Below are 25,104 nucleotides of genomic sequence, written 5' to 3'. Positions count from 1 at the left end.
ACAGAATATTTCTAATATTTCCAGGCTTGCCTCGCGAAAGATTTTCTTACAATGCGTCCTTCGCACTGGTGAAAAACAGGAGGATAGGCTATATTGGGGATAAGAGAAGAAGATATAGTGCCCAATTCTACGCTTTTTTTCTGCCGGAGTTGGAAAAGAAATAGCAATTAAAGGAGAAGAAAAGCGGGAATGTTGGAAAGAATAGGACAGGAAATGGGCTTGCCCCTTTTATTTACTGCGATTTTATTGTATTACGCCGTTAAGCTGTTGGTTTTTAAAGATGTGGAGAGTATTCGTCCCAAGGGACGTCCTCCCGTGCGGGATCGGGAAGCTTATAGTAAAGAGGCGGGAATTTTGATTCTGATTTTTGCAGGTATTTCTCTGTTGTCTTCCATATTAATGATTGTTCATCCTCTTTTAGGCATCGGACTGATTGTTTTGGGCACCCTGGTGATGGCTGTGCGATTTAGAACCTTAGAAGAGAAATATGTTGGAGACAAACACTAATGAAAAAATATTCCGTGTTATTAGTAGATGATGAAGAGGATGTAGTGGAGGCTATAGTCCAAAAGATTGATTGGGATCGCCTCGGCTATTCTCTGGCCGGTTATGCCAAGAACGGTTTGGAAGCTTTGGAAATAGCGGAAGAAAAGCCAATCGATGTGGTACTTACCGATATTAAGATGCCCTATATGGACGGATTAACTCTTTCCCATCGTCTGAAGGAGTTATATCCCTCTATTAAGATTATCATTTTTTCCGGCTTTGACGAGTTCGAGTATGCCAAGGAAGCCATCCGTTTGGAGGCTGAGGAATACATGCTGAAGCCTGTAGACGCGGGAGAACTGTCCAGGGTATTCCAGAAGGTGCATGAGGCCTTGGATCAGGAATTTGATGAAAAGCAAAGTATTCATCGTCTGAAAAACTACTATTTGGAAAGTCTTCCGATTTTGCAGGAAAGCTTATATACCTCTTTAATCGAAGGAACTTTGCCCCAACAGGATTTGGAAAGCACACTCTTAGATTATCAGATTTCTCTTCCCGGAAAGTATTATGCGGTGGTGATTCTGCACAATAGCTTGAGCCTGTCTCCGGAGGGCATTAATCCTCTTTTGATTACCATGTCCATTCGGAAGCTGGCGGAAGAGCGGCTGCAAAAGAACTGGCGTCCCTGCTTCTTAACCTATTTGGGACATACACTATTCATTGCCCAGATGGATAAGGAATCGGACAGCCTAAAGCTTACGGATGATTGTGAAATCCTTTGTCGAATGGCCAGACATATTTGTAAGGCGACGGTGACAGCCGGAATCGGAAAAACCGTATCCAATTTGATGGATTTACCGCTTTCTTACCTTGGCGCCAGAGACGCGGTAGCTTATCGAGTGCTTTACGGTAGAGGAAAGGCCATTGCCATCAGTGAAATCGGCTTGGAAGGAAAAGAAGAACATAAGGTCAATAAAGAAATTATCGATGAGGAACGGCTTTTGGACATTTATCGAAGCATCCGTATGTCCTCCGAAGAGGAGCTGGATAAATGCATTGATCTCTATATTGAGAACAGCCGCCTGGAATCTCCTTCTTTGCAGGAATACCATTTCTTCTTAATGGATCTGGTGACCAATATGCATAAGTTCCTCTTGGCCAATCAGGTGGATACCGGTCTGATTTTTCCAAAGGAAGAAGATGTGTACCAGAAGGTGCAACAGTTCAGTCTGGCAGAGCTTTCTCAGTGGATGAAGGAGATTTGCAAGAAAATGCAGATTATCATTCAGGAGATGCGAAGTGATAAAACCAAGTCCTTTGTCAAGAAGGCGGTGGAGCATGTGCACAGTCATTACATGGATAAGGATTTGACAGTGGAGGCCCTTTCTCAAGAGCTCCATGTATCGGCAGCTTATTTTTCCACTGTCTTTAAACGGGAAACCGGAAAAAGTTTTATTAACTACCTTACGGATTATCGTATGGAAAAGGCTCTCCGTCTTTTGATGGAAGAGGAGGAGAAGACCTATATTATTGCCGAAGCGGTAGGATACTCGGATCCGAATTACTTCAGCTATGCCTTTAAGAAGAAATTCGGGATGTCTCCATCAAAATATAAATCCAACAGTAAGGGAAAAGAAGGACTGTAAAATCCTTCTAAGTATAGGGGAGGTGGATTTCCTTGGAGAAAAAACGTCTCAAAAAAAATCTATTGTCTGATGTTTTTTTGCAAAAGGGAGTCTCCGTCCCCTTTTCTATTACCTCACCCCTTCGTTCCTTTCATAATATGCTCTTAATGAGCTTTATGATTTTCTCCGTTTTTCTGATTCTGTTTCTGTCCGGCGTGCTTTATGTGCAGTTTTCTATACGTCTTCGCATGAATCAAGAGAACCAATCCGAGCAGCTTTTAAAGCAGGGAGGTATTCAATTGGAGGAATACCTTCTTAGCATGCGCAGAATTTCCGATGCCCTTTATTACAATGTTGTTAAGGGTACGGATGTGGATTATAGCAAGCTGAATCAGGAGATGAATCTGCTGTATGAAGCCCACAAGGACAGTCTGGTTTCCGTTGCCCTTTTTTCCGCCCAGGGAAAATACATTGCAGCGGTGCCCATTTCCGCAGAGAAGAAAAATCGAAAGGTAACGGAGCAGGATTGGTATCGGGAAGCGGTGCAGCAGGTGGAAAATCTGCATTTTTCTCTACCTCATGTGCAGAATCTTTTTGATGATCCTTCCTACCGCACTCGTTGGGTTATTTCTTTAAGCCGAGTGGTGGAACTAAGCTTTGACGGCAGAAGCGACAGCGGTGTACTTCTGGTAGATATGGATTACAAAATGATTGAGCGAATGATGGAAAAGCTGAATCAGGTTAACGGAAAGCGGTATTTTTATCTCTGTGATAAGCGAGGAAAACTGATTTATCATCCCAAGATTCGAGAAATTTATCGAGGACACGCCAAGGAGGATACGGAGCTTGCCGTTGCGCAGGAAGACGGCATCCACCGTCTGAAAAGTGACGGGAAGGAAAAAACCATTGTGGTGGATACCATCGGCTATACCGGTTGGAAGCTGGTGTCCGTTTTGGAAGAAGGCAATGATGTCTTTGCCACCGGAGGTATGCTTTACTATGTTTTTATCGTAATTTCCGTGACTCTCCTGATTGCTCTTTTGATGAATCAGGTGATTTCTTTGAGGCTTTCCTATCCCATCCGTAAGTTAAATGAAGATTTAGGCAATATGGGAGTGAAACGTCCCACCATGGAGGAAATTTCATCCTATGGAAGTACGGAAATTGTCCATCTGGGAGAAAGCCTCTTACAGTCCCTGCAAAGAATCGACGAACTGACGGAAGAGAGAATCCGCCAGCAGGAGGAAAAAAGGCAGAGTGAGATGGATGCCCTGCAATCCCAGATTAACCCTCACTTCCTTTATAATACCTTGGAATCCGTGGTGTGGATGATTGAAAGCGGAAAGCGGGAAGACGCGGTGTTTATGGTGACCCAGCTGGCCAGCTTTTTCCGCATTTCCCTCTCTGCCGGAAAGAACATTATCCCTCTCTCCCAGGAAATTCAGCATGCGAAAAACTATATGAATATCCAAAAAATCCGTTTTAAGAATAAGTTTACAGTGGATTTTGATGTGGAAGAAGAGGTGCTGTCCTGCCTTACCGTAAAACTGATTTTACAGCCCATCCTGGAAAATGCCATCTACCACGGCATGGAGGGAATGGATGAGGATGGAGAGATTTTGGTCAGCGGAAGGATTCAGGAAGAAGAGGACGGCAGACGTTCCGTACTGCTTTCCGTGAAGGACAACGGCTTCGGTATGACGGAGGATAAGGCCAGAGCCCTGCTGGAAAAGACGGAAAGTGACTATTCCAGCTTCTCCAGCCAGAAAAAGCGAGGCTCCGGCGTAGGTGTAATTAATGTGCATCGCCGTATCCAGCTTCGTTTCGGTTCTATTTACGGTCTGAGAGTGATTAGCGCCCCGGATGAGGGAACGGATGTGCAGGTGCTCTTGCCCGCTATTCCCTTTACGGAAGAAAATCAAAAGAGTTTAGAGCATGGAAATATGCATCATAGCACAGAGCATTTTCACAGCGGCTCACAAGAGGGGGAGAAGGAATGAAAGAAAACAGCATATTTACCACAGGTCTTTTTGTGGTAGCCCTGCTTCTCCTGTTTTTGTCCGTGGGAAGGCTGTTAGGGGAAAATGATCCGGAGCGTTTCAAGGTTTCCGTAGTAGTGGACCATAGCAATTCCGATGTATGGTCCGGATTTAAAATGGGACTTACTGCAGCAGGACGAGCTTACAACATGGAATACAACTTTGTTTCCACCGATCGTCTGGTTTCCATTCAGCAGGAAAATATCAGTATGCAAAGGGAGATTCAAAGCGGAGCGGACGGCATCATCGCGGAGCTTAGAGCTACGGAGGGAACTGGCCTCCTTTTAAATGCTTTGGGGAAAAATGCGGAGATTATGTTGGTGGATTCCCAGAAGGAAACGACGGAACCGGGCTTAAACATTTCTTCTGTCAATGTGGAGGAGGAAGCACTGGGGAAGGCTTTGGCGGAACAGGTTTTACACTCCACCCTGCACAAGGAGAAAAAACGCATCGGTATTCTGGCGGGAAACCAGAATAAGGGCAATATGCAAAGAAGACTACATAGTCTCCTCTCGGTTTTGGAGGCAGGGGGACAGGAAATTGCCTGGGTGCTTCCGGATAGGGGAAAAATTCAGGAGGATATGGTAAAGGCCAATCACAAGAGAAGTGTGGATTTGATTGTGGCTTTGGAAAATGACAGTCTGGAGATGGCATCCCGCTATTTGAAGGATACCGGTAGACGTTACGTGGAGCTTTACGGCGTAGGAAATTCCAGAGAGGTGGTTTATGCGTTGGATACGGGAGTTATCCGTTGTCTGGCCGTGATTGATCAATACACCATGGCCTATTATGCCATGGAGGATCTGTGGTATAAGCTTTCTAAAAAGCGAAATACAATAGAGGATAGAGTGGTGAATTTTTATATGGTTACCGGGGAAAATATGTATAATGAGGAAATAGAACGAATTCTCTTCCCCACCGGGGACTAAAAGAAATAGCTAAAGCAGTAACGCATAAAAATGGAGAAGGAGTGCCCCTGAAGGAAAAATCTCTGTCAGGGGGAGAAGAAGAGCATGAAATTGGCGGACAAAAAGGATTATATCGGTAAAGCGGAAGAAAAGCTGACGCTGTTGGGATTTTTTCAAGAAAACAGGAAAGAAACCAGGCAAGGAAACAAGCCAAAAGATCATTATGGTCAGAGGGCAATCAAGAGGCAAAGTAAGAGACAGGGAACCGGGCTAAGGAAAGGTATGGCGGTCTGCCTTTCCCTGTCCATTTGTTTGTTGCCCCTTCTTTCCGCCTGTCAAAGGAAGGAAGAAAGCAGGGAAAAGAAAAAGCTTCAAATCGGAGTTACGATTTACGACAGCTACGATACCTTTCTATCCGGGTATATGACGGCCTTTGAGAAGGAAATCAGTAAAAAAAGAGCGGAGGGGGTAGAAATAGGCCTGTTTCGCTACAATGCAGCGGGGAGCCAGCCTCTGCAAAATGAACAGGTAGAGGAAATGCTGGAGAAGGGCTGTGATGTTCTTTGTGTAAATCTGGTGGATAGAACCGCTCCTTCAGAAATTATCGATATGGCAAAAAAGAAGAATGTCCCCATCATTTTCTTCAACAGAGAATTGGTCGATGAGGATCTGGCCCAATGGAATCAGTTGTATTACATCGGGGCAGATGCCAAGCAATCCGGCGTTTTGCAGGGGGAGATGGCGGCGGAGGATATTCTTTCCGAGGAACCGGAAAAACCCACTCCGGAGGTGCCTCTTGCTTCACCGGAAGATGAGGAGGAAGCTTCCGAAAAGAGTCAAGATAAGGCCGGAAATGCCGAGGAAATTCAAGACTATGTTCTGCAAAAAAGCAGGGAGGATTTAGAAATCCTGGAACGGGAGGCTTCTCCTGAAGAAAGCTGGACCAACGCAGAGGAAGGCACGGAAAAGAAACAGCTGATTCTGTCCCCCAGAGTAGATAAAAACGGCGACGGCGTGATACAATATCTGATGTTTGAAGGAGAGGCCGGCCATCAGGATGCCATTGTCAGAACAGAGTATTCTGTCAATACCTTGATGCAGCAGGGCATTCCCATGGAAAAGCTGTCCTATGCCATTGCCAACTGGAGCCGAGCAGAAGCCCAGAGTAAGATGATGCAATTTTATCCGGAGTTTCAAGATCGGATTGAATTGATTCTTTCCAACAATGACGATATGGCCTTAGGGGTTTTAGATGCCTATGACAAAATCGGTTTGCCTAAGGATAAAAGACCTTTTATTTACGGAATAGACGGTACTACCGTGGGATTAGAGGCGGTAAAAAAGGGAAATTTGATGGGAACGGTGTATAATGATGAACAAGGTCAGGCCAAGGCCTTGTTTCAGCTGGCCTATCGTCTCGCTACCGGAAAAAAAGCTCCGGAAGATGAGGGGGAAAATAAAAAGATTATTCGCTTACCTTATCAAAAAGTACGAAGAGAAGACAGCCAGCGCTTGTTAGAGGAGAAGGAGAAGAAGTAAATGGAGAAAGCCATCAAGGAAGAAATCAAGGAAGAAATCAAGGAAGAAATCAAGGAAGAAATCAAGGAAGGAATTGAAAAAGGAGCAAAGGAAGAATTTATAAAGGAAGCTGATAAAGAAAGAGGGGAAAAAAGTAAAAATAAAATCAGTAAAGAGGCTTTGGGAAATCAGCCCGGAAGAGAAAATACGAAGAATTCCATAGACTATGGGATTAGCGGAATTCCCCTATGTATTCTACTTCTTTTGTGTTTTGCATTTTTTCTGTTTCCGGAACATTCCAATCAGATTTTATCTTCTGTTCGGGGATTTTTGGGACGGGAGTTTTCCGTTTACTATTTGGGAATCGGCCTCTTTATTTTCTTACTCTCCTTTTATATCGCCTTTTCACCCTTAGGAAATATTGTTTTGGGGGAGCCCGACGAAAAGCCGAAATACTCCTTTTTTACCTGGGGAAGTATGATGTTTACTGCGGGACTTGCAGCGGATATTCTCTTTTATTCCTTCGGAGAATGGATTCTTTATGCCAATGATCCCTATGTCCAGTCCCTGGGAAAGTTGTCGGACTGGAGCAGTATTTACACCCTTTTCCACTGGGGCCCCATACCCTGGGGATTTTATCTGGTGTTGGCGGCGGCCTTCGGCTTTATGCTTCATGTACGGAAAAGAAGCAGGCAAAAATATTCGGAAGCCTGCAGAGCTATTTTGGGAAAGCACACCGACGGTCTGGCGGGAAGAGGAATTGACTTACTGGCGGTTTTTGCTCTCCTTGCAGGAACAGCTACCACCTTTTCGGTAGCTACTCCCCTGATGTCGGAAATCATTAAAAAGCTTATCCCCAACGGGCTGTCCACCAGAGAGTTAACCTTAATAATTTTACTGTCCACCTGTGTGATTTACACCTTTGCGGTATTGAAGGGGATGGACGGCGTTTCCTTTTTGGCCAAACTCTGTACCTGGCTGTTTTATGCCCTGCTTCTCTATATTTTCTTCGGAAGTGGTGTAGGCTCCTTTATCGTAAAAAATGGAATGAATGCTCTGGGCAAGATGATAGAGCACTTTTTCTCCATGGCAACTTATACGGATCCTTTAGGGGAAAATCATTTTCCGGAAAACTGGACGATTTTCTACTGGGCCTATTGGATGGTGTGGTGCGTGGCTTCCCCCTTCTTTATCGGAAGCATCAGCAGGGGAAGAACCATACGACAAACCATTATGGGAGGATACATTTTCGGAATCGGCAGTACCTATGTAAGCTTCATTGTTTTAGGGAATTTTACCTTGTCCCTGGAAGTTTTCCATAAATTACCGGTGTTACAGCTCTATCAGGAGAATGGTTCCCTCTATCTTACGGTGGTGAAAATGTTGGAAACCCTGCCGCTTCCCGGACTGGTATTCATCCTGCTTCTTTTGACCATGATTGCCTTTTATGCCACATCCTTTGATTCTATCGCATTGGTGGCGGCACAGTATAGCTATAAAAGCCTTCCGGAGGGGCAGGAGCCATCCAGAAAGGTACAGGGCTTTTGGGCGATTTTATTGATTTTACTTCCTTTGGCACTAGTCTTTTCCGAAAGTTCTATGGTAAACTTGCAGTCTGTCTCCATTATTGCGGCTTTTCCCATAGGATTGGTGATTTTACTGATTAGTCTCAGCTTTTTAAAGGATGCAAAGGCTTACCTTTTGGAAGTGGAAGAGCAAGGCAAGAGGGAGAAGAGGGAAATAGATAAAGGAGTTAGGAAGGAATAGCAGTAGATGTTTCAAGGCTTTTTTAATTATGATAATGATGTGTGGCGATTTGTAGGCCGATTGGCGGACATGATGGTTTTGAATCTTTTATGGATTCTATTTTCTTTGCCCATTGTGACACTAGGGGCGTCTACAACGGCTTTATATTACTGCACCATTAAGATTGTGCATGAGGAGGATCGGGGCAATTTCAGGATGTTTATGCATTCCTTTAAACAAAATTTAAAGGAGGGCATTATTCTCTGGATGATTTTACTGCCGATTTTAGTGATTCTTCTCTTGGATCATCGCTTTTTTACTATGATTTTTGCTGATAATACGGCATTACGCTTCCTTTTCCGGGGGATTACGGACGCACTGCTTTTGCTGTGGATTTTTGTTTTTCTCTATGTCTGGCCCCTGCTTTCCCGCTTTGATAATACCTGGCAAAGGACCTTGATTCATTCTTTACTTATGTCCATTCGCCATCTTCCCTATACCCTTGGCATGATAGTTGCGGATGTCTTGCTGGTTGTGGGAAGCTATTTTTTGATTTTATTTATGCCTATGTTTACGCCGGTATTTTTTGTTTTAGGTTACCCTTTGATTGCCTGGATGAATTCCGCCTTTTTCAAACGGATTTTCCGACTTTATGAAAAGAAGGTGGAAGTGAGAGATCCCTTTGAAGAGAAAGTTTACGGAAAGAGGGAAAAAGAAACAGAATCTGCTACAGAAGAGGAAAAATAAAAAAGGATTCTCTTATTTCTCCTATAAAAGGGAGGAGGCCGGAGCGTCCTTACGGAAGCTCCGGCCGAGTATTATGAAAAAAATCTTATTTAGTGGATAACGAGTACTTCGTTATCTGTAATGCAGTATAAAAGTCAAGAGTGAATAAACTATGTTTATGCTGTAAACATTGTGCTAACAAAATATGAACGAAGCATGAATGAGGAGAAGAAATGTTATTGCAAAGTGAAGTGAAGGAAGAAAGGAACCCTTTTTCAGACTGGCCCAAAAGCTTTTATGAGGAAAGGGATGTGGTCAAGCGCTTTGCCCTGGTGATTGAAAAAATCAAAAGGACAGAGGATATGGAGGAAAAGCTGGTAGAAGGAAAACGCCTGGAAACCCTTCGCTTTCGTTATCCTATTCTACAGAAGGAAAATTTGGATAAGTTTGTAGAAACGCAAAGGGGAAAGCCCTTGCAGATTAAAGACAATTTTATGGCTGCCTGGATGGAAATTTTAATTTCCGGACGTACCGGCATTTCCTTTTGGAATAAAAAGAAAATGCAGAAATGGGTGTCTCAGCAGTTGGACAACTTTCATTTGCCGGAAAAGAAGACCGGGGAAGAACGGAAGAGAGAGGATATTCCTTTAAGTGATGCAGCGATTGTAAACCTTACCCTGCAGAATCTGGATATTCCGGAAATACCGGAGGGACAAAGCTTGGAAAGCACCATGCTGGCCTTTGCCAAAAGTCCGGAAACCTTAGCTCTGGAACAAATGCTGCTACGGCTGGAATGGAAGACCTTTGCCAAGTTTTGGATGGAAACCTGTATCAAAGACAAGAGTTATTCCTCCACGGTTTTCGGCCTCGTACGAATGAAGGATGAGACCCTGGCCAAGAAGCTGGCCCAGGAAATCGCTGATGTATGCGTCTTTATTCCAAGAGCCCTGGGGCTTGAGGAACGGGCGGTACCTCTTAGAAATGCGGTGGTGAAGGCCTATGAGGAAATGATTTATCAGGGAAGAAGCTACTGGGATGCATTGACGGCGGAGAATAAAGCCTAGCAAAACTGGGATAGAAGATGGCGGAGAATAAAGCCTAGCAAAACCAGGAACATTAGATGGTAGGAAATTAAAGGAGTCAAAAGCGATGATTAAAAAAGCGGTAATCTTCGATGCAGATGGAACCCTGTGGGATAGTGTGGATTTGGTGGCAAAGGCTTTTAGCATCAAATTACAGGATTTTCCGGAAACCAAGGGAATCAGGATTTCACAGGAGGACCTTCTACCTTTAATGGGAAAAACCATGGATCAGTTTGCAAAAAGCCTGATTCCCCAAGTAGAAGGGAAGAGGGGAGAAGAGATTCTCGGATACTGCATGCAATTTGAAAATTATTATTTGAGTGAGCACAAGGTACAATTCTATCCCCACCTTGAAGAGTGTCTTGCGGCATTGAAAACGGCTGAGATTGGACGCTATATCGTCTCCAACTGCCAGACGGGCTATATTGATGCGGTACTGTATGGAGAGAAGTTCAGCCTGGGAAAGACCGGGGACTTTTTGGATATGGAATGTTACGGAAACAACGGGAAAAAGAAGGCGGAGAATATCCGGATTTTGATGGAGAGAAACCATTTACATCCGGAGGATTGTGTGTATCTTGGGGACACCGCCTTAGACTTTAGCTCCGCTACAGAGGCAGGCATTGCCTTTATCCATGCCGCTTATGGCTTTGGAAAGGTGGAGGGAGCGGAGAGAAGCATTTCCGATTTATCGGAGCTGATTCATGTCTTACCATTTTCCCTCTAAATTACGAAATGCTCTTTGGAGGAAGATATGTCACTCAAAGCAGTTCCATCTAAAATAGAAAGAGATTCTGTTTTAGTCGGAACTGCTTTGTCTTGCTTAAAAAGAATTTATCGCTAAAACTTTTATATTCAATTTATGAATCCCTTGTAGTATGCTTTTAGAAACTGTATTTTCAGTATTCATATTTTCAGAAAAAGTTTTTTCTTTTTTAAGTTTTTTCCCATGGTACGAAAGGGTATACTGATAAAGAAGGTTTGAGGAGGTAATATTATGAGAAAAAAGCAATTCACAGGAGCTTGTCTTGTTACGACAATCTGTTTAGGACTTGGACTTGCAGGCTGTCAGAATAAAGTGGCTACAGAGCAGAAGTCTTCCATGGCAGTCAGTGAAAGCGCTGATGCACAGAGTCTTGCGGTAAGTCCGGAAGATGCCGGCCTGTCCGTAAATATGGACAGCAATGGAGGTAGCTTTAAGCCGGCGGACTATACCTTGCCGGTAAAGGATGAGTATTTCTATGAATATTTGGGCTTAAAATTCAAGCTTTCCGAGAAGATTAGGGAAGCTATGAAGGCAAAAGACATCGTGATGTTGGACGATCAAAGCCCCATCGATCAGGACTTAAAGTATGGACTGTTAAGCTTTAGCAAACTTACAGAAGAGCAGAAAAATGCGGAAGTTTCTAAGATGGGGGACGGCTACGAAAAGTGGCAGGAAAGTCTGGAAAGAATCGGCACCATCGGCATGTTTGAAAAGAGTCTTTCCGAGGAAGAAATCGGGAAGATTACAAAATGCGACAGTCATACCAAGCTGGGAGAGTCCAAAGACGGAAAATACAGCTATTATCTTAGTGTAAATAGCACAGCGGATGCAGAGACGATAGAGGAATTGAAACAGACAACGGTAGAGATTACGGAGAAAAAAGACCGTCCGGAAAACGGCTTTGTTTTATCCGAAAAGTCCGATTTGGAAAACACCATGGCTTTTTCCACCGATTCCCAAAATGTAGCTACGGACTTAAGCAATCTTCAGACAGTGGATATTGACGGAAAAGAGTTCAGCGGAAAGGATTTTTCCGACTATGACCTTACTATGGTGAATGTTTTTGCCACCTGGTGCAGTCCCTGCGTGCAGGAAATTCCGGACCTTGCGGAAATTCAGAAGGAAATGAAGGATAAAGGCGTCAATATCGTTGGGGTGGTAACGGACACGGTGGACCAGACCGGAGAAAATCAGGAGGCTTTGGAGAAGGCGAAGCTGATTCGGGAAAGAAGCAAGGCAGAGTATCCCTTCCTGATTCCGGATAAGAGCAATTTTAACGGCAGACTCAGCGGGATTCAGGCCTTTCCGGAGACTTTCTTCGTGGATAAGAAGGGACAGATTGTAGGAGAGACCTATTCCGGTTCCCATAATAAAAAGGCTTGGTTGGAAATCATTGATAAGGAATTGGCGAAAGTAAAGCGGTAAAATACAAATTCTTAAAGGAACTATAAAAGCTATAGAAGCTATTGAAGCTATGCGAAAAGCCATGGTTTTGACAAGTTGTATTAAAGAAATGGTGAAATATGAAACAGAAAATTTTAAAATCCCGACTTAACTCTTTGATTCTTCTTTGCATGGGCATTGCCATGATCTATGTGGGAGTTCATCGGGGAGAGGCACTGGTGGTAATGAATAAAGCAATCAAAGTATGTATGGAGTGTATAGGAATTGGATAAGCTAAAAGAATTCATCAATGGAAAATCAAAAAAAGACAAATATAAAGCAAGAAACAATGTACGGCATATCTTCCAATCCTTTTGGTTTTTAGTGACCAATTCCTTCTTTGAGGGATTTAAAACGGGAAAAATTTATAGTGGAGAATTAAAGCAACTTTGTGTTCCCGGAATGAATTGTTATTCCTGTCCGGGAGCCAAGGGTTCCTGCCCTATTGGGGCTTTACAGGCGGTGATTGGCAGCCCGAATTACAAGTTCAGCTACTATGTGGTGGGCTTTCTCTTTTTTGTGGGGGCACTGATAGGAAGAGGTGTTTGCGGATACCTTTGTCCCTTTGGACTGGTGCAGGATTTATTGCATAAGATTCCCTTTGTGAAGAAGATAGAGACCTTTAAGTGGGATAAGCCGCTACGAAAAGCGAAGTATCTTATCTTACTGGTCTTCGTCATTCTCCTTCCTCTGTTCTTGGTGGATATTATAGGACAGGGAGCGCCTTATTTTTGTAAACTGATTTGTCCTGTGGGAATGCTGGAGGGAGGGATTCCTCTGGTTTGGATGAACACCAGTATGCGGGGAGCCGTAGGCTTTCTCTATGCATGGAAGGGCTTGATTTTGCTTCTGACCATCCTCCTTTCCATAATCATTTACCGACCCTTCTGTAAGTATATCTGTCCCTTGGGCGCGATTTATTCTCTCTTTAATTCCGTGTCCTTTTTCCGTTATACTTTGGACCATCAGAAGTGCATTCACTGCGGAAAATGTAAGGCGGTTTGCGAAATGCAATGTGATCCGGTACAAAACTGCAATGATTTGGAGTGTATCCGTTGCGGAAAATGTAAGAATGTCTGCCCGGTGGATGCGATTGCCTGCGGGGTAACAAATGTGGACGTGCCCGAAGAAGTGAAGGCGAAGGCCTAGGAAGGAAATCAATCCATGGATTCGGAAAGGATAGCTGAAGGAAATCAATCCATGGATTTGGAAAGGATAGCTGAAGGAAATCAATCCATGGATTTGGAAAGGATAGCTGAAGGAAATCAATCCATGGATTCGGAAAGGATAGCCGAAGGAAATCAATCCATGGATTTGGAAAAGGATAGCCGAGGGTAATCAATCCATGGATTCGAAAAGAGATAGTGGGGGCAATATGTTTATTTTAGAATTAAATCAGGAAGGCGTTGGGACGGAAATCGGCTTATTCCAAACGATGGAAGAGGGAAGAGCCTTTATTTCCCAAGTGGAAGGCTATCAATGCAAGGAAGAAGAGGGATTTGTCTTTGAAACTTTAGACGCCCGGAAGCTTCCGGAGTATTTGGAGCTTCAGTACAACGGACATCTTGTTCCTCTTACGAAATTTATGTTTACCGAAGAAGGGGAGATAGATATTTTCTGGAAAGAGCTTCCGAACTTAAGTGCCCCGGGAAAGGGTATGGTGGAAGGTTCCACCAGAGTAGATGCCTATCTTATTTCCAATGATGAGGTGAAGGACTATATTGCAAGACGGGAAAGTCAGTACCGAAAAGCCAAAGCATTTTTAGAAGCAAAGGGCTATGAGGCGGAGAGAGCCTACTTCGGTTCGGAAGACGGGGAAGCGGTGCTCTATAGAAAAAAAGGGAGTGAAGACTGGCATTTTCTTACCCACATGGACCCCGGTTTTAATGAGGAAGAGGATTTCCAAAGCCTTTTGGAGTAGGAGGAAATCTTCGGAAACTTAAAAATCCTGTTTGTATACAAACTAAGTTCTGTCCCTACCTATTCTTGAAAAGCACCAGCATTTTCATTGTCTTAAAATAAAGTGAAAATGTTGCTTTTTGCCAAAATCCACGATTGAAAATGAGCTTTGTGGAACTGCGTATATTTCTTGCACTTTTCCCCTTAAAGCTTTATAATCAAGAAACGCTCTATGATTAGGAGCTTTTTTTGTGGAAAAATTTAGAGCGAGACGAAAAAATTTGAGGTTTAAAATGAATGAAGTATTCGTCATGAAAGGGGGCAATCCCCTTAGTGGAGAGGTAGTCATCAGCGGGGCAAAGAATGCAGCACTGGGTATTGTAGCAGGAGCCCTTCTTACCGACGAAGAAGTAATTATAGAGAATCTTCCCGATGTTCGAGATATAAATGTTATGCTGGAGGCCTTGAGGGCCATCGGAGCGAAGGTGCGCCGCATAGAAAGTCATGTGGTCTCTATTCAGGCGGATCAGTTGTCTATGAAAAGCGTAGATGACGATGCGATTCGCCGTATTCGTGCGTCTTATTATTTTATCGGGGCGCTTCTGGGAAAATACCATCAGGCAAAGGTGGCTTTACCCGGAGGCTGTGCCATCGGGGAAAGACCCATTGACCAGCATATTAAAGGCTTTACCGCCTTGGGAGCCGAGGTGGAAATCTCGGAGGGCTATTTTGTAGCTAAGGCGGAGGAGCTTGTGGGGCAGCATATCTATCTGGATGTGGTTTCCGTAGGGGCAACCATTAATTTGATGCTGGCTGCTGTTTTGGCGGATGGTCAGACGATTATTGAAAATGTGGCCAAGGAGCCTCATATTGTAGACGTAGCAAATTTCTTGAACAGTATGGGAGCCAATATTCGCGGTGCCGGAACGGACACCATTCGTATTCGAGGTGTGGAGCGTTTGCACGGCACCACCTACGGGGTAATTCCGGATCAGATTGAAGCCGGTACCTTTATGTGTGCTGCAGCGGTGACCAGAGGAAACATTTTGATTAAAAATATCATTCCCAAGCACATGGAATCCATTGCCGCAAAGCTTCGAGATATGGGAAATACCGTCTATGAAGGGGACGAGGAAATTCAAGTTATCGGAGGAGAAAAGCAAAGGGGTACCAAGATTAAGACTCTTCCTTATCCGGGCTTTCCTACGGATATGCAACCCCAGATTGCCGTTACTCTGGCATTGGCGGAGGGGAAATCCACCGTTACCGAGTCGATTTTTGAAAATCGTTTCTTATATGTAGAGGAATTAAAGAAAATGGGGGCGGATATCACCGTGGAAGATAGAGTGGCCACCATTTTGGGACAGGAAAAATTACGGGGAGCAACCCTTCACGCCTTGGATTTACGTGCCGGTGCCGCTCTGGTTCTGGCAGGCCTTGCCGCAGAGGGAGTCACTGTGCTGGAAGATATAGGATATATCCGAAGAGGCTACGAGTTCTTCGAAAAGAAGCTAATGAACTTAGGCGCCAAAATCATTTTGGCCAAAACGGAAGAAGAAGTGGAAGCCTTCCGAAGAGAAGCATAATCACAGGAGGCAGTAAAGACATAGAAACAGTCATGCTTTCTAGCATTAATAGCATTGGATGCGGGCACGCTCTCGCTAAGCTCGCCTCCCGGGAGAAGAGAGACGATGGAGAGAAATTTTACAAACAGAATACCGCTCGTGCCACTAGCTATACTCGGTAAGAATAAAAATACTAGGAATAGCCTGCGAGGAAGCCTGCTACAAAGCTTGGCTTTTCTGCTTTTTACACTTCTTTTTTCCTTGAGCCTTTTTACAGGGAATTCCGCCTATGCTTCAAATCTTACAGGGCCCGGCGTGAAAAGCCTTTCCTCTCAAAAAGAGTTAAGGGCGGTTTGGTTTTCTTATTTGGACTGGATCAATATGCCAAAGGAAGAACAGGCCTTTCGGGTAGAGGCGGCCAAGGTCATGGACAATCTGCAGAAGAACGGTTTTCAGACCATTTTCCTCCATGTACACAGCCATTCCGACAGCTATGGGAAGAAAATGACGGTTTTCCCCTATTCTAAATTTATGCCGGGAAATGGCAGCTTTGACCCCTTGGAGATTATGATTTCCGAGGCAAAGAAAAAGGGTATTTCTGTCCATGCCTGGTTCAATCCTTACCGTGTCAGCAGCTCCATGTCCAAGTGGGAAAATATTCCCGAAGACAGCATTGTGAAAAAATGGAGCAGAACTTCCGGAGAAGAAAGAAATGTGCTTCTCCATGAGGGGCAGTATTATATCAACCCCTCCAGGGCGGCAGGAAGAGAGGCACTACTGGCTTCCATTAAAGAGCTTTTGGATAACTACGCTGTAGACGGTATTCATTTTGACGATTATTTCTATCCCAGAGTTTCCTTGACAGAAGAGGGAAAACGCTTTGATGAGCCGGAGTATGAGGAGGCGAAAAGACAGGGAGAGACAGGGAGCTTAACAGAATATCGGAGAAATCAGGTCTCTTTATTGTTAAAGCAGGTGCATAGCCTGTGTAAAGAAAGAGGCGTGGTCTTCGGCGTGAGCCCGGTGCCAAACCTGCAAAGTCTGCGTTCTTCGGTGGCGTATTTCCTGGATGTGGATAAAATTATGGCCTCCAAGGACTATATTGATTACATCATGCCCCAGATGTATCACGGCTTTAGGGCGAAAAACGGGAAAGGGCAGGAAGCTCCCCATGCTTATATGCGAAGCCTTGGAGACTGGGTGAACTTGACAAATTCCACTGGAAATCAGGTGGAACTCATGCTAGGCTTAGGACTGTACCGAGCAGGAAGCAGCGTTTGGGACGGAAATCCTGTATCGGAGTGGTTTACGGAAAGTGATATTTTAAAAAGACAGGTGGAAGAAGCCAGAAAGACAGGCATTGTAAAAGGCTATGCGGTCTTTGCTTATCAGAATCTTTTAGAGGAAAGAGCCCAAAGAGAGCTTGGTAATCTGAGAAGCGTATTTCAAAACTAGTGTCTATTAAATTAGACTGCAACACTTGTTGAAAGAGTAAAGCCATAGTTAAGTGACAGATTCCGGAATAGGTGTTCCGTGTCAAAAGGGGAGGAATGAAAATGAAGATTGCAATGGGAAACGATCATGCCGCTGTAGAGATGAAAATGGAGCTTAAGGCATATCTGGAGGAGCAGGGAATCGAGATTATCAACGTAGGAACAGATACTCCGGAACGCTATGATTATCCCTTGGCAGGCTATCAAGTAGCCAAGCTTGTACAGGAGGGAAAGGCAGACTTCGGCATCGCTATTTGTGGAACGGGAGTAGGCATTTCCTTGGCAGCCAATAAAGTTCCCGGCATTCGAGCATTCCCCTGCTCAGAGCCCTATTCCGCAGCTATGGGCAGAAGACACAACAATGCCAATGTACTTTGCCTTGGTGCCAGAGTAGTAGGTGTTGAGCTTGCAAAGATGATTGTGGACAGCTTCCTTTTGGCAGAATTTGAAGGGGGAAGACACGCAGAAAGAGTAGCCCTGATTTCCGAGATTGAAGAGGATGCAGAAGGCTTCAAAAAGAGGGTTTAAGGATGAAAAGAAAGCGGTTTTTATCAAACCGCTTTTATCTTATAAGCTATTTTTCATAATAAGTAGAAAAAAGGATAAGGATAGAAAAAGTCTATAGGAGGTAGCACACAATGGCAACCAGATCTGAAACAGTGGAGAAATATAAGAAGAAAGCCGGATGGCTTTCTAAAAGCTATACACTCAAAAAGAATATCGTAGATGCTTTTAAAGAAGCTTGTGAAAAGCAAGGCGTATCTCAAGCAAGTGTAATTTCTGCTTATATGACAGAGTATGTAAAGGCAGCAGGTGTAGAAATCAAAGAAATAGAATAGTCTTTATCAGTGGATACAATCCACTGCTCAGTCAGAGTTTAGCGAGAGCGTACCCTGATTTAAGACCTGTGCTGTAGGAAAAGCAACATATCTTACATCCTCTTTTTCTATGTTTTGTCAAAATCCACCTTATCCCAGTCCTGCCTTCTTCATATGCTGTAAAAAGCTCTCCTTATCTTTGGTCATAATCAGCTCTTCCGGAAAATGAATCCTCTCCAGTAGAGACTCCACCTTTGAAAATTCTCCAATTCGTAAAGCGATATGGGCATCACTGGAAACGGAGATGGGTACTTCCAGTTCCGCACAGCGGACTGCAATAGCTTCGCAACGCTTTTTGGTTTCGCTTCCTTCATCCATGGAATGCTCATTAATCTCAATCAGCACATGCTGTTCCTTTGCGGCATGAAGCACCGGATCGATTTCAAAGGGAAGCCCGGAACGACCGATATGCCCAAGAATCAGAATTTTTGGGTGCTTCATTGCCTCCAGATAGAGCTTGGTGCAAGCCGAAGCACTTTCTCCCTTGGCAAAGCTGTTTCGATGGACAGAGGCGATACAGTAGTCCATTTTCTTACAGACACGCTCGTAGAGAGACATTTTCTTCCCGTCATTATAAAAATCCCCGTCAATATTTTTCCAAATGGGAATATCAAAACCGAAAAGGTTTCCTTCCATATCCACAATATCCACTTCGCAACCCTGTAAAACTCGAATGCCCTGAATTTCCTTGGGCCAGGTGTGGCTTACCATCAGATACTGGTAATGACGGACATTTTCATAATCCGGATAAAGCATGGCGGAAAAATGGTCTGTAGAGCCAAGAAGCTCTAATCCCGCCTCCTTAGCCGCAGCAACATTTTCCAAAATCGTGGAATAAGCATGGCGGGAATAAAGAGTATGGGTATGAACATCACATTTCAATTTCATAAAATACTTTTCCCCTTTCTATCATTACAGATCCAAAGTTATTTCCACAGGACAATGGTCGGAGCCCATTACTTCTTGATGGATAGAAGCGGAAAGGAGCTTCTTTTCTAACTGCTTGGAAACCACAAAATAGTCGATTCTCCAACCTACATTTCTGTCTCTGGCCTTGGTACGGTAGCTCCACCAACTGTATTCCTCTTCCTTGTCCGGATAGAAATGGCGGAAGGAGTCAAGATACCCTGAGTCTAAAACCCGGGAAAACTTCGCCCTCTCCTCGTCGGAAAAGCCCGCACTCATGTGGTTAGTATCCGGATTTTTCAGGTCGATTTCCTCATGGGCAACATTTAAGTCACCGCAATAAATTACCGGCTTTTTCTTTTCCAAAGATAAGATGTAATTCAGGAAGGCATCCTCAAACTCCATTCTGTAGGGAAGACGCTTCAGCTCTCCCTGAGAGTTGGGCACATAGACGGTAATCAGATAAAACTCCGGATATTCCAGCGTAATCACACGCCCTTCCTGGTCATGCTCTTCGATACCGATGCCGTACTGCACGGACAGAGGCTCTTCCTTTGTGAAAATGGCGGTGCCGGAGTAGCCCTTCTTCACCGCATAATTCCAGTATTGAAAATAACCCGGCAGCTCCAGGTCAATCTGTCCCTCCTGCAATTTGGTTTCCTGCAAACAAAAGATGTCCGCATCCAAACGCTTAAAATCCTCCATAAAATTTTTTCCCATAACAGCTCTAAGCCCATTTACATTCCAGGAAATCAGTTTTTTCATAAATATCCTTTCTACTCAATTCATTATTCTAAAGAAAAATTATTTTTCGTTTAGCCCTTGCGTGAGCCCTCAGCACAGAACGCAAGCTTGTATTCTTTTTTGGCATGAGAATAGTGTAACAGACATTGCAAAGCCTGCAAGGGCTTTCAGGAAATTTCCGGAAGACAAGTTCTTAAAAATTTAAGAACTTTTTGCAAATGCAGGAGGAAAAGGCTATACTGTTTTCAAATCCCAAAGGAAAGGAAAGTAGTATGGCATCACAGAATTTAGAAGAAGTAGCGCAGTATCTTAAAAAGATGAAATTCCGAAAGGCCTTTTTCGGCTTTAAGCCTGCCTCTGTGTGGAAGAAATTAGAGGATTTGGACGGAGAATATCGTTCCGCCATTCAGGTAATGGAAATCGGTTATCAGGCAAGAATTCAGGAAAGAGACGAAAAAATCGCCGCTTTGGAAGAAGAGCTGGCAAAGCTAAAGGGATAGAGGATATGGCAAAGAAGAAAAAAGAAGTAGAGAAAAAAGCAGTCCTTCCCTTGGATGTGATTCGAAAAAAGCGGGCTTATTACCGACAGCTGGGAGATATTCGTTCCTTCTTCTCTCATCTGCTTTTGATGGGTGCTTTGATTTATGTGATGTTCTTCGTCATTTTCGGGATTGCCCCGGTGAAAAATGACGATATGAAGCCAAAGCTCAGTGCAGGAGACCTGATGCTTTACTACCGTCTGGAAAATAAATTTTTCCCCTCCGATGTTCTGGTATATCATAAGGACGGAAAGCAGTTTGTGGGAAGAATCATCGGTATGCCGGGAGACGAAATTGAAATTCCGGATGAAGGCGGTCTGAAAATCAACGGCAATATGCAGGTAGAGGACGGTATTTTCTATTCCACCCAGCCCTATGACACGGAAGCGGTGAAATATCCCATTAAGCTGAAGGAGGGAGAATACTTTATGATGTCGGACATGCGTTCCGGAGCGAAAGATAGCCGACTCTTCGGCCCGGTTAAAAAAGAGGAGATCAAGGGCAAGGTCATTACCATTTTGAGAAGATCTTCCTTGTAGTGCCCCACAGTAAGAACAAATTTAGAGAGCTGTTTCGTTTTTTCGAAAGGCTCTCTTTTTTGTTTTTTTTAGAAGAGTATTTGAATCGTCAGCACTTACTGAGAGTCTGCAAAGAGAAGGCCTGCCGAAAACAAATAGTAAAGCGAATGAAGCCATATAGGTCTGTATCAGGGTAATCTGAGCCCGTCAGTACTTACTGAAAGCGAGCAAAGCGAAGCTTGAAGTTAGTACTGCTACGTAGGCGAAGTTAGCGGGAGCGTGCCCTGATACAGACCTATATGGCTTCAGAGCGGCTCCTTAAAATGTACTTAGAAAAATACAAAACAGCGCCCTGTAAAAACTTATTTTTTATGAAAATATTGCGATATACATATTGTAAATTAATAAAATAGAGTAGAACAGGAATCGCAGGAAGGAGCTTCCGGCGGTGCAGAGAGACAGGGATGTTTTTCATGCCACATTCCTAAGGAGGACGAAATGAAGTTGCAGTATGTGGGAAATAGTTTTTCAGAGGGTTTGACAGATGGAAAAATTTATGAGGGAAAGGATGTCAATATCTTTTGCGTTGCTGTGATGGATGATACGGGAATGGAACGGATTTATTCCAGACTGACTCCCGGACCTTTTGCCGGTAAGTCAGAGGGCAGATGGGATATTATATAAAAAGACTTTTAATGAGAAAAAACGAAAAATAGAGTAGAGGGAGGATAAGGTAAACAGCTTATCCTCTTTTTACGTTTTTCCAAAGCTTTTCGCTTGCTTACCCTGAAAATAGAGCCTGTCTCCGCCGCTTTTAGGGCAAATCTTACGATTTAAGGAAAGAAGTATCAAAAACCGCGAATTCTTTGTGAAAAATGATATTCTTCCTTGAAGAAAGCTGTCTTTCTAGGTATACTACAGAGGAAAATTGCAGGAGGCAAGGAGGGAAATATGGCGGAGCGTGAAAACAGTGTTTGGGGAAAGATTCGCGTACAATTAGGGGATGTGCAGAACTACCTCTTGAACGGACAATATAAAGAAGCGGTAATTATGGACAAGGAGATTTTGGCCAGTCTGGTGCGGATGCAGATCGATCAGGCTTTGATGGTCTCCAGCAATTTAGAGAGCGATATTAACCAGCTTTTTGAAGGCGGTATTATTTCTGCCAAGTCCAGAGATACCTATCACGGAATTCGAGCATTTGGAGAGCTGGCAGAGCTTGGTAATGAATCCACTGCCCAGGATGCCAATGACTCCTTCTCCATGTTAAGAGATGCCTTATCGGAGTATGTGGAAGAGGGACCGGGAAGAAATGAAGGAATACAGGGAGAGGATTCTCTTGCCGCTACATCTTCTTCCGCAGCCTATAGAGATGAGCTGGGAGAGGAGAATACGATTTCCAGCTCCAGCTTAAGAAGAGAAACAGCAAGACAGGCAGGACTGGCTTCCCGTATTGATGCGGAGAATTACGGAGCGGAGGCGCCCAGACTTACCACCGAAGGATATTCCTCCAGAATTCGAGAAATCGAAAGGGAAGAGCGGGAAGAAGAACTGGGAGCAGGAATCCCCGTTCGGAGAAACACAGCCGGAAAGGGAAGAACCGGAGCAGGAACCGATAGAGCAAGACGTTTACAAAAGAGTGTAGGCTCAAGCAGCTCTGTGAAGAGAAGAAGCGGAAGAACTGTCGGAACAGCCGGCAGAAGACAGAGAAGTACTGCAAACAGAAATCCGGGCACAGAATGGGATTTGTACAGCATTTTACGAATTGCTCTTCCGGTGGCTATTGCTATTATCGTGATTATTCTGGTAAAGGTGCTTTTCTTCTCCGTAAAGAAGCATAGTGTAGTGGAAACTACAGCGGCAGTAACAGAGACCTCTGCAACAGTGGAAAGCACGGAGGAAACTACCGTGGAGGAGACTACGGCTACGCCAAAGCGTTATTTCACCACCACAGGAGTAAGAATCAGAACAAAGCCCAGCACAACAGATTCAGAAGTACTCACCGTGTTAGATGAAGGAACAGAGTTGCAATACAAGGCGGATTATAATGATGAGTGGTTAGAAATCACCTATAACGGACAGGATGCCTATATTTCCAAGCAGTATGTACGTTCTGAGGAAATAAGTACTACACAAAGCGCAACAGGAGGCAATACCACGGCTACTACGGCGGCCAATGCTTCCGGTACAAGTACAAACTCCGCAACAAAATCCACTACGGAGAGCCGTGCTTCCGCAGCTACTACAGCACAGCAGGCCAATGGCGGTGCTACCACATTAACCGTTTCCCCATAACCCATAAATGAGCACCCCCTTACTTTGCGAAGGATGCACATGCAGAGATAGAATCTCTCATCCCCTTTTTGGGATGGGAGATTTTTTGTTATTGCAAAAACGAAGAACTTTGTATATTGCATTTTGATATCAGGATCCCGGTATCAGTGAAGAATCACAGTCTTTAACATCATAATGATGGAAAGAAGTCTATCTTGATAAAATACATCTATATGATTATAATTATGTTCATAATCATATAGATACTAAAGTTCAGATACAAGTTACAAAAATAAGGAGGTATGGTTATGGCCACAAAAAATATTTATGTTGCAGAAGCGGATCTACACTTATTTGATGATGCTGCCAAGTACGCCGGAAGTGTTTCTGCCGCTGTGATACAGGCACTTCAGGACTTTCTAAGTGTTCAACGCAACAAAAGCGAAGGATATGACAAGATTGAGTTAAACCTCTATGAAAAAGGGGTAAGAAGAAAGGTAATGTTCTATGGTATGGAGATTACTCGTGTAGAACGTCCGGTAGACGGTGGAATAAGGATTGACACGATTTATAAAACTGCAAAAGGGCAGCTTGCAGTGGCAACCAAGGTTCGCAAGGAGCTTCCGAATTGGGCGAAAGGAAATCCACACGTATGGGAAAACCCGCAGTCTTGGTCACATGATTTTTGGAATCTGGGGGACAGAGTGCTAAACGTATATCCGGACATAGAGAGCCTAAAGGAGAAGGATGCGTATCTTGCCGAGTGCTGCGAATCTTCTCTTTCGGAAAAGCCTTATGAGTTTTTGGACATTTAGATTAGGTATAAACACTGGATTTATAGAACTATAACAAGCAAAAATTGAGATAATCGTGAAACGTGTGGAAAGTTGAACGCACTTTTTCCACTTTGCACACTATCTCAGAGAGGGATTCAAGATGAACAGGTTATTTGTTATTTACTTTACTTAAAAAAATTATGGTATTTCTACATGAATATCTAATTCCTATAGGAAAAAACTTTGCGTATTGTATCCATTATGAAAGAGAAAAATGAAAATATCTTGCACTTTGCTTGTAAGAAATGTAAAATTAGCTTTCGTGAACCTGAGATTGCTGGAAAAAAATGACAAAAAAATAGTATAGAAAATATTTTTCGCTTAATTTTGAAAAATACTTGCAATCATGGAAAGAGTGCCTATAATCTCAAAGGTACTTGAGAGTGAAGAAAGGGGGAAAACCATGGAAAAGCTTGCAGCATCCCTGCTGGAAGAGCTGAATGTGGAGACTGTCTTTACGATTCCGATTTTTGGAGGAATTCCGGTTTCCGAGTCTGTTGTGGTGACTTGGATCATCATGGCGGTGATGATATTTGGCGCTTACCTGTTGGGTAGAGATTGCAAGGTTCGTACACCGGGGACGAGACAGCAGATTGCAGAATTGATTGTGACAAAGCTGGACAAGTTCATGGAAGGCAATCTGGGAGAAGAGGGCAAGCAATACGGTACGTATCTGGCGGTAGTATTGATTTTTATCGGTATAGCCAACCTCTTCGGTGTTTTCGGCTTTAAGCCGCCCACAAAGGACTTTAATGTTCCTGTGGCGCTGTCCCTGATGAGCATTATTCTTGTGGAAGTAGCAGGAATACGTGCCTTCGGTACCGGAGGCTGGGTAAAGCGTTTCGCACAACCCATTCCCATTATGACGCCGATTAATATCCTGGAGGTCTTTATCAGACCATTATCCTTGTGTATGCGTCTCTTTGGAAATGTATTAGGAGCCTTCGTTATCATGGAGCTTGTGGAACTGGTTGTTCCGGTAGGAGTTCCGGCAATCCTGTCTTTGTACTTTGACCTCTTTGACGGTCTGGTACAGGCGTATGTTTTTGTCTTTTTAACATCGCTTTATATTGCGGAAGCGGTAGAGTAGAGTGGAGTAGTGTAGGTCGCAGT

26 protein-coding genes are annotated in these 25,104 nt (G+C 43.9%); 24 read left to right on the top strand and 2 right to left on the bottom strand.

The features are described from left to right. The first annotated feature begins 189 nt into the window (after nt 1–189). The 18 genes from HNQ46_RS10695 (at nt 190) to HNQ46_RS10610 (ending at nt 18,135) form a co-directional block, all read left to right on the top strand. Complete coding sequence (locus tag HNQ46_RS10695; RefSeq protein WP_007157435.1) at nt 190–507, top strand: hypothetical protein; 318 nt, start codon at nt 190–192, stop codon at nt 505–507. Continuing rightward, nucleotides 507–2,132 carry a response regulator gene (locus HNQ46_RS10690; protein WP_183684670.1) on the top strand — a complete coding sequence of 542 codons (1,626 nt, stop codon included), beginning with the start codon at nt 507–509 and terminating at the stop codon, nt 2,130–2,132. The genes HNQ46_RS10695 and HNQ46_RS10690 overlap by 1 nt, the downstream gene beginning before the upstream one ends. Nucleotides 2,133–2,164: 32 nt before the next feature. Further along, nucleotides 2,165–4,111, top strand: a complete 1,947-nt coding sequence (locus HNQ46_RS10685; protein ID WP_183684669.1) for a cache domain-containing sensor histidine kinase — start codon at nt 2,165–2,167, stop codon at nt 4,109–4,111. Then, nucleotides 4,108–5,079 (top strand): substrate-binding domain-containing protein, encoded by a 972-nt coding sequence (locus tag HNQ46_RS10680; RefSeq protein WP_183684668.1) that lies wholly within the window; start codon nt 4,108–4,110, stop codon nt 5,077–5,079. Before HNQ46_RS10685 ends, HNQ46_RS10680 begins: the two co-directional genes overlap by 4 nt. Before the next feature lie 84 nt (nt 5,080–5,163). Next, nucleotides 5,164–6,597 (top strand): galactose ABC transporter substrate-binding protein, encoded by a 1,434-nt coding sequence (locus HNQ46_RS10675; protein WP_330604601.1) that lies wholly within the window; start codon nt 5,164–5,166, stop codon nt 6,595–6,597. After that, entirely contained in the window at nt 6,598–8,343 is a 1,746-nt protein-coding gene (locus HNQ46_RS10670; protein ID WP_243155919.1) for a BCCT family transporter, read from the top strand. It abuts the gene before it with no gap. A 6-nt stretch (nt 8,344–8,349) separates the two neighbouring features. Beyond that, entirely contained in the window at nt 8,350–9,069 is a 720-nt protein-coding gene (locus tag HNQ46_RS10665; protein WP_183684667.1) for a YesL family protein, read from the top strand. A 212-nt stretch (nt 9,070–9,281) separates the two neighbouring features. Then, nucleotides 9,282–10,112, top strand: a complete 831-nt coding sequence (locus HNQ46_RS10660; RefSeq protein ID WP_183684666.1) for a DUF6553 family protein — start codon at nt 9,282–9,284, stop codon at nt 10,110–10,112. 85 nt (nt 10,113–10,197) lie between these two features. Beyond that, nucleotides 10,198–10,857, top strand: a complete 660-nt coding sequence (locus HNQ46_RS10655) for an HAD family hydrolase (RefSeq protein WP_183684665.1) — start codon at nt 10,198–10,200, stop codon at nt 10,855–10,857. 270 nt (nt 10,858–11,127) lie between these two features. Further along, nucleotides 11,128–12,321 carry a TlpA family protein disulfide reductase gene (locus HNQ46_RS10650; protein ID WP_183684664.1) on the top strand — a complete coding sequence of 398 codons (1,194 nt, stop codon included), beginning with the start codon at nt 11,128–11,130 and terminating at the stop codon, nt 12,319–12,321. Between the two features lie 98 nt (nt 12,322–12,419). Next, nucleotides 12,420–12,572: a CD1871A family CXXC motif-containing protein gene (locus tag HNQ46_RS10645; RefSeq protein WP_007157420.1), complete on the top strand. Its 153-nt coding sequence runs from the start codon at nt 12,420–12,422 to the stop codon at nt 12,570–12,572. Beyond that, nucleotides 12,565–13,488 carry a 4Fe-4S binding protein gene (locus HNQ46_RS10640; protein ID WP_183684663.1) on the top strand — a complete coding sequence of 308 codons (924 nt, stop codon included), beginning with the start codon at nt 12,565–12,567 and terminating at the stop codon, nt 13,486–13,488. The genes HNQ46_RS10645 and HNQ46_RS10640 overlap by 8 nt, the downstream gene beginning before the upstream one ends. Nucleotides 13,489–13,503: 15 nt before the next feature. Beyond that, the gene (locus HNQ46_RS10635) at nt 13,504–13,677 is read left to right on the top strand and encodes a hypothetical protein (protein WP_007157418.1); all 174 of its coding nucleotides are present in this window, start codon (nt 13,504–13,506) and stop codon (nt 13,675–13,677) included. 37 nt (nt 13,678–13,714) lie between these two features. Further along, entirely contained in the window at nt 13,715–14,260 is a 546-nt protein-coding gene (locus HNQ46_RS10630) for a hypothetical protein (RefSeq protein ID WP_183684662.1), read from the top strand. Nucleotides 14,261–14,531: 271 nt separating this feature from the next. Beyond that, nucleotides 14,532–15,824 carry a UDP-N-acetylglucosamine 1-carboxyvinyltransferase gene (locus HNQ46_RS10625; RefSeq protein WP_183684661.1) on the top strand — a complete coding sequence of 431 codons (1,293 nt, stop codon included), beginning with the start codon at nt 14,532–14,534 and terminating at the stop codon, nt 15,822–15,824. Nucleotides 15,825–16,118: 294 nt separating this feature from the next. After that, nucleotides 16,119–17,258 carry a glycoside hydrolase family 10 protein gene (locus HNQ46_RS10620; protein ID WP_330604598.1) on the top strand — a complete coding sequence of 380 codons (1,140 nt, stop codon included), beginning with the start codon at nt 16,119–16,121 and terminating at the stop codon, nt 17,256–17,258. A gap of 101 nt (nt 17,259–17,359) precedes the next feature. After that, entirely contained in the window at nt 17,360–17,824 is a 465-nt protein-coding gene (gene rpiB / locus HNQ46_RS10615; RefSeq protein ID WP_279287719.1) for a ribose 5-phosphate isomerase B, read from the top strand. A 110-nt stretch (nt 17,825–17,934) separates the two neighbouring features. Beyond that, entirely contained in the window at nt 17,935–18,135 is a 201-nt protein-coding gene (locus tag HNQ46_RS10610; RefSeq protein ID WP_183684658.1) for a chemotaxis protein, read from the top strand. Nucleotides 18,136–18,264: 129 nt separating this feature from the next. Here the strand turns inward: HNQ46_RS10610 and HNQ46_RS10605 are convergent, their stop codons facing one another. Beyond that, on the bottom strand, nt 18,265–19,062 hold the full coding sequence (locus HNQ46_RS10605; RefSeq protein WP_183684657.1) for a phosphatase: 798 nt from the start codon (nt 19,060–19,062) through the stop codon (nt 18,265–18,267). 24 nt (nt 19,063–19,086) lie between these two features. Then, nucleotides 19,087–19,845: an exodeoxyribonuclease III gene (locus tag HNQ46_RS10600; protein WP_183684656.1), complete on the bottom strand. Its 759-nt coding sequence runs from the start codon at nt 19,843–19,845 to the stop codon at nt 19,087–19,089. A 251-nt stretch (nt 19,846–20,096) separates the two neighbouring features. Between HNQ46_RS10600 and HNQ46_RS10595 the strand changes: the two genes are divergently transcribed. From HNQ46_RS10595 to HNQ46_RS10570, 6 genes are all read left to right on the top strand, one after another. Beyond that, entirely contained in the window at nt 20,097–20,324 is a 228-nt protein-coding gene (locus HNQ46_RS10595) for a hypothetical protein (protein WP_243155918.1), read from the top strand. A 5-nt stretch (nt 20,325–20,329) separates the two neighbouring features. After that, a complete protein-coding gene (gene lepB, locus HNQ46_RS10590; protein ID WP_183684654.1) occupies nt 20,330–20,902 on the top strand; it encodes a signal peptidase I in 573 nt (190 codons plus the stop codon). 477 nt (nt 20,903–21,379) lie between these two features. Next, the gene (locus HNQ46_RS10585) at nt 21,380–21,565 is read left to right on the top strand and encodes a hypothetical protein (protein WP_183684653.1); all 186 of its coding nucleotides are present in this window, start codon (nt 21,380–21,382) and stop codon (nt 21,563–21,565) included. A gap of 267 nt (nt 21,566–21,832) precedes the next feature. Then, the gene (locus HNQ46_RS10580) at nt 21,833–23,176 is read left to right on the top strand and encodes an SH3 domain-containing protein (protein WP_183684652.1); all 1,344 of its coding nucleotides are present in this window, start codon (nt 21,833–21,835) and stop codon (nt 23,174–23,176) included. 287 nt (nt 23,177–23,463) lie between these two features. Beyond that, entirely contained in the window at nt 23,464–23,970 is a 507-nt protein-coding gene (locus HNQ46_RS10575; protein ID WP_183684651.1) for an EXLDI protein, read from the top strand. A gap of 424 nt (nt 23,971–24,394) precedes the next feature. Further along, a complete protein-coding gene (locus HNQ46_RS10570; protein ID WP_183684650.1) occupies nt 24,395–25,081 on the top strand; it encodes a F0F1 ATP synthase subunit A in 687 nt (228 codons plus the stop codon). The last annotated feature ends 23 nt before the right edge of the window (nt 25,082–25,104 follow it).

Origin of the sequence: Oribacterium sinus (assembly GCF_014202695.1) — a bacterium.
GTDB lineage: Bacteria > Bacillota > Clostridia > Lachnospirales > Lachnospiraceae > Oribacterium > Oribacterium sinus.
This window is presented reverse-complemented; position numbering and strand designations above follow the sequence as displayed.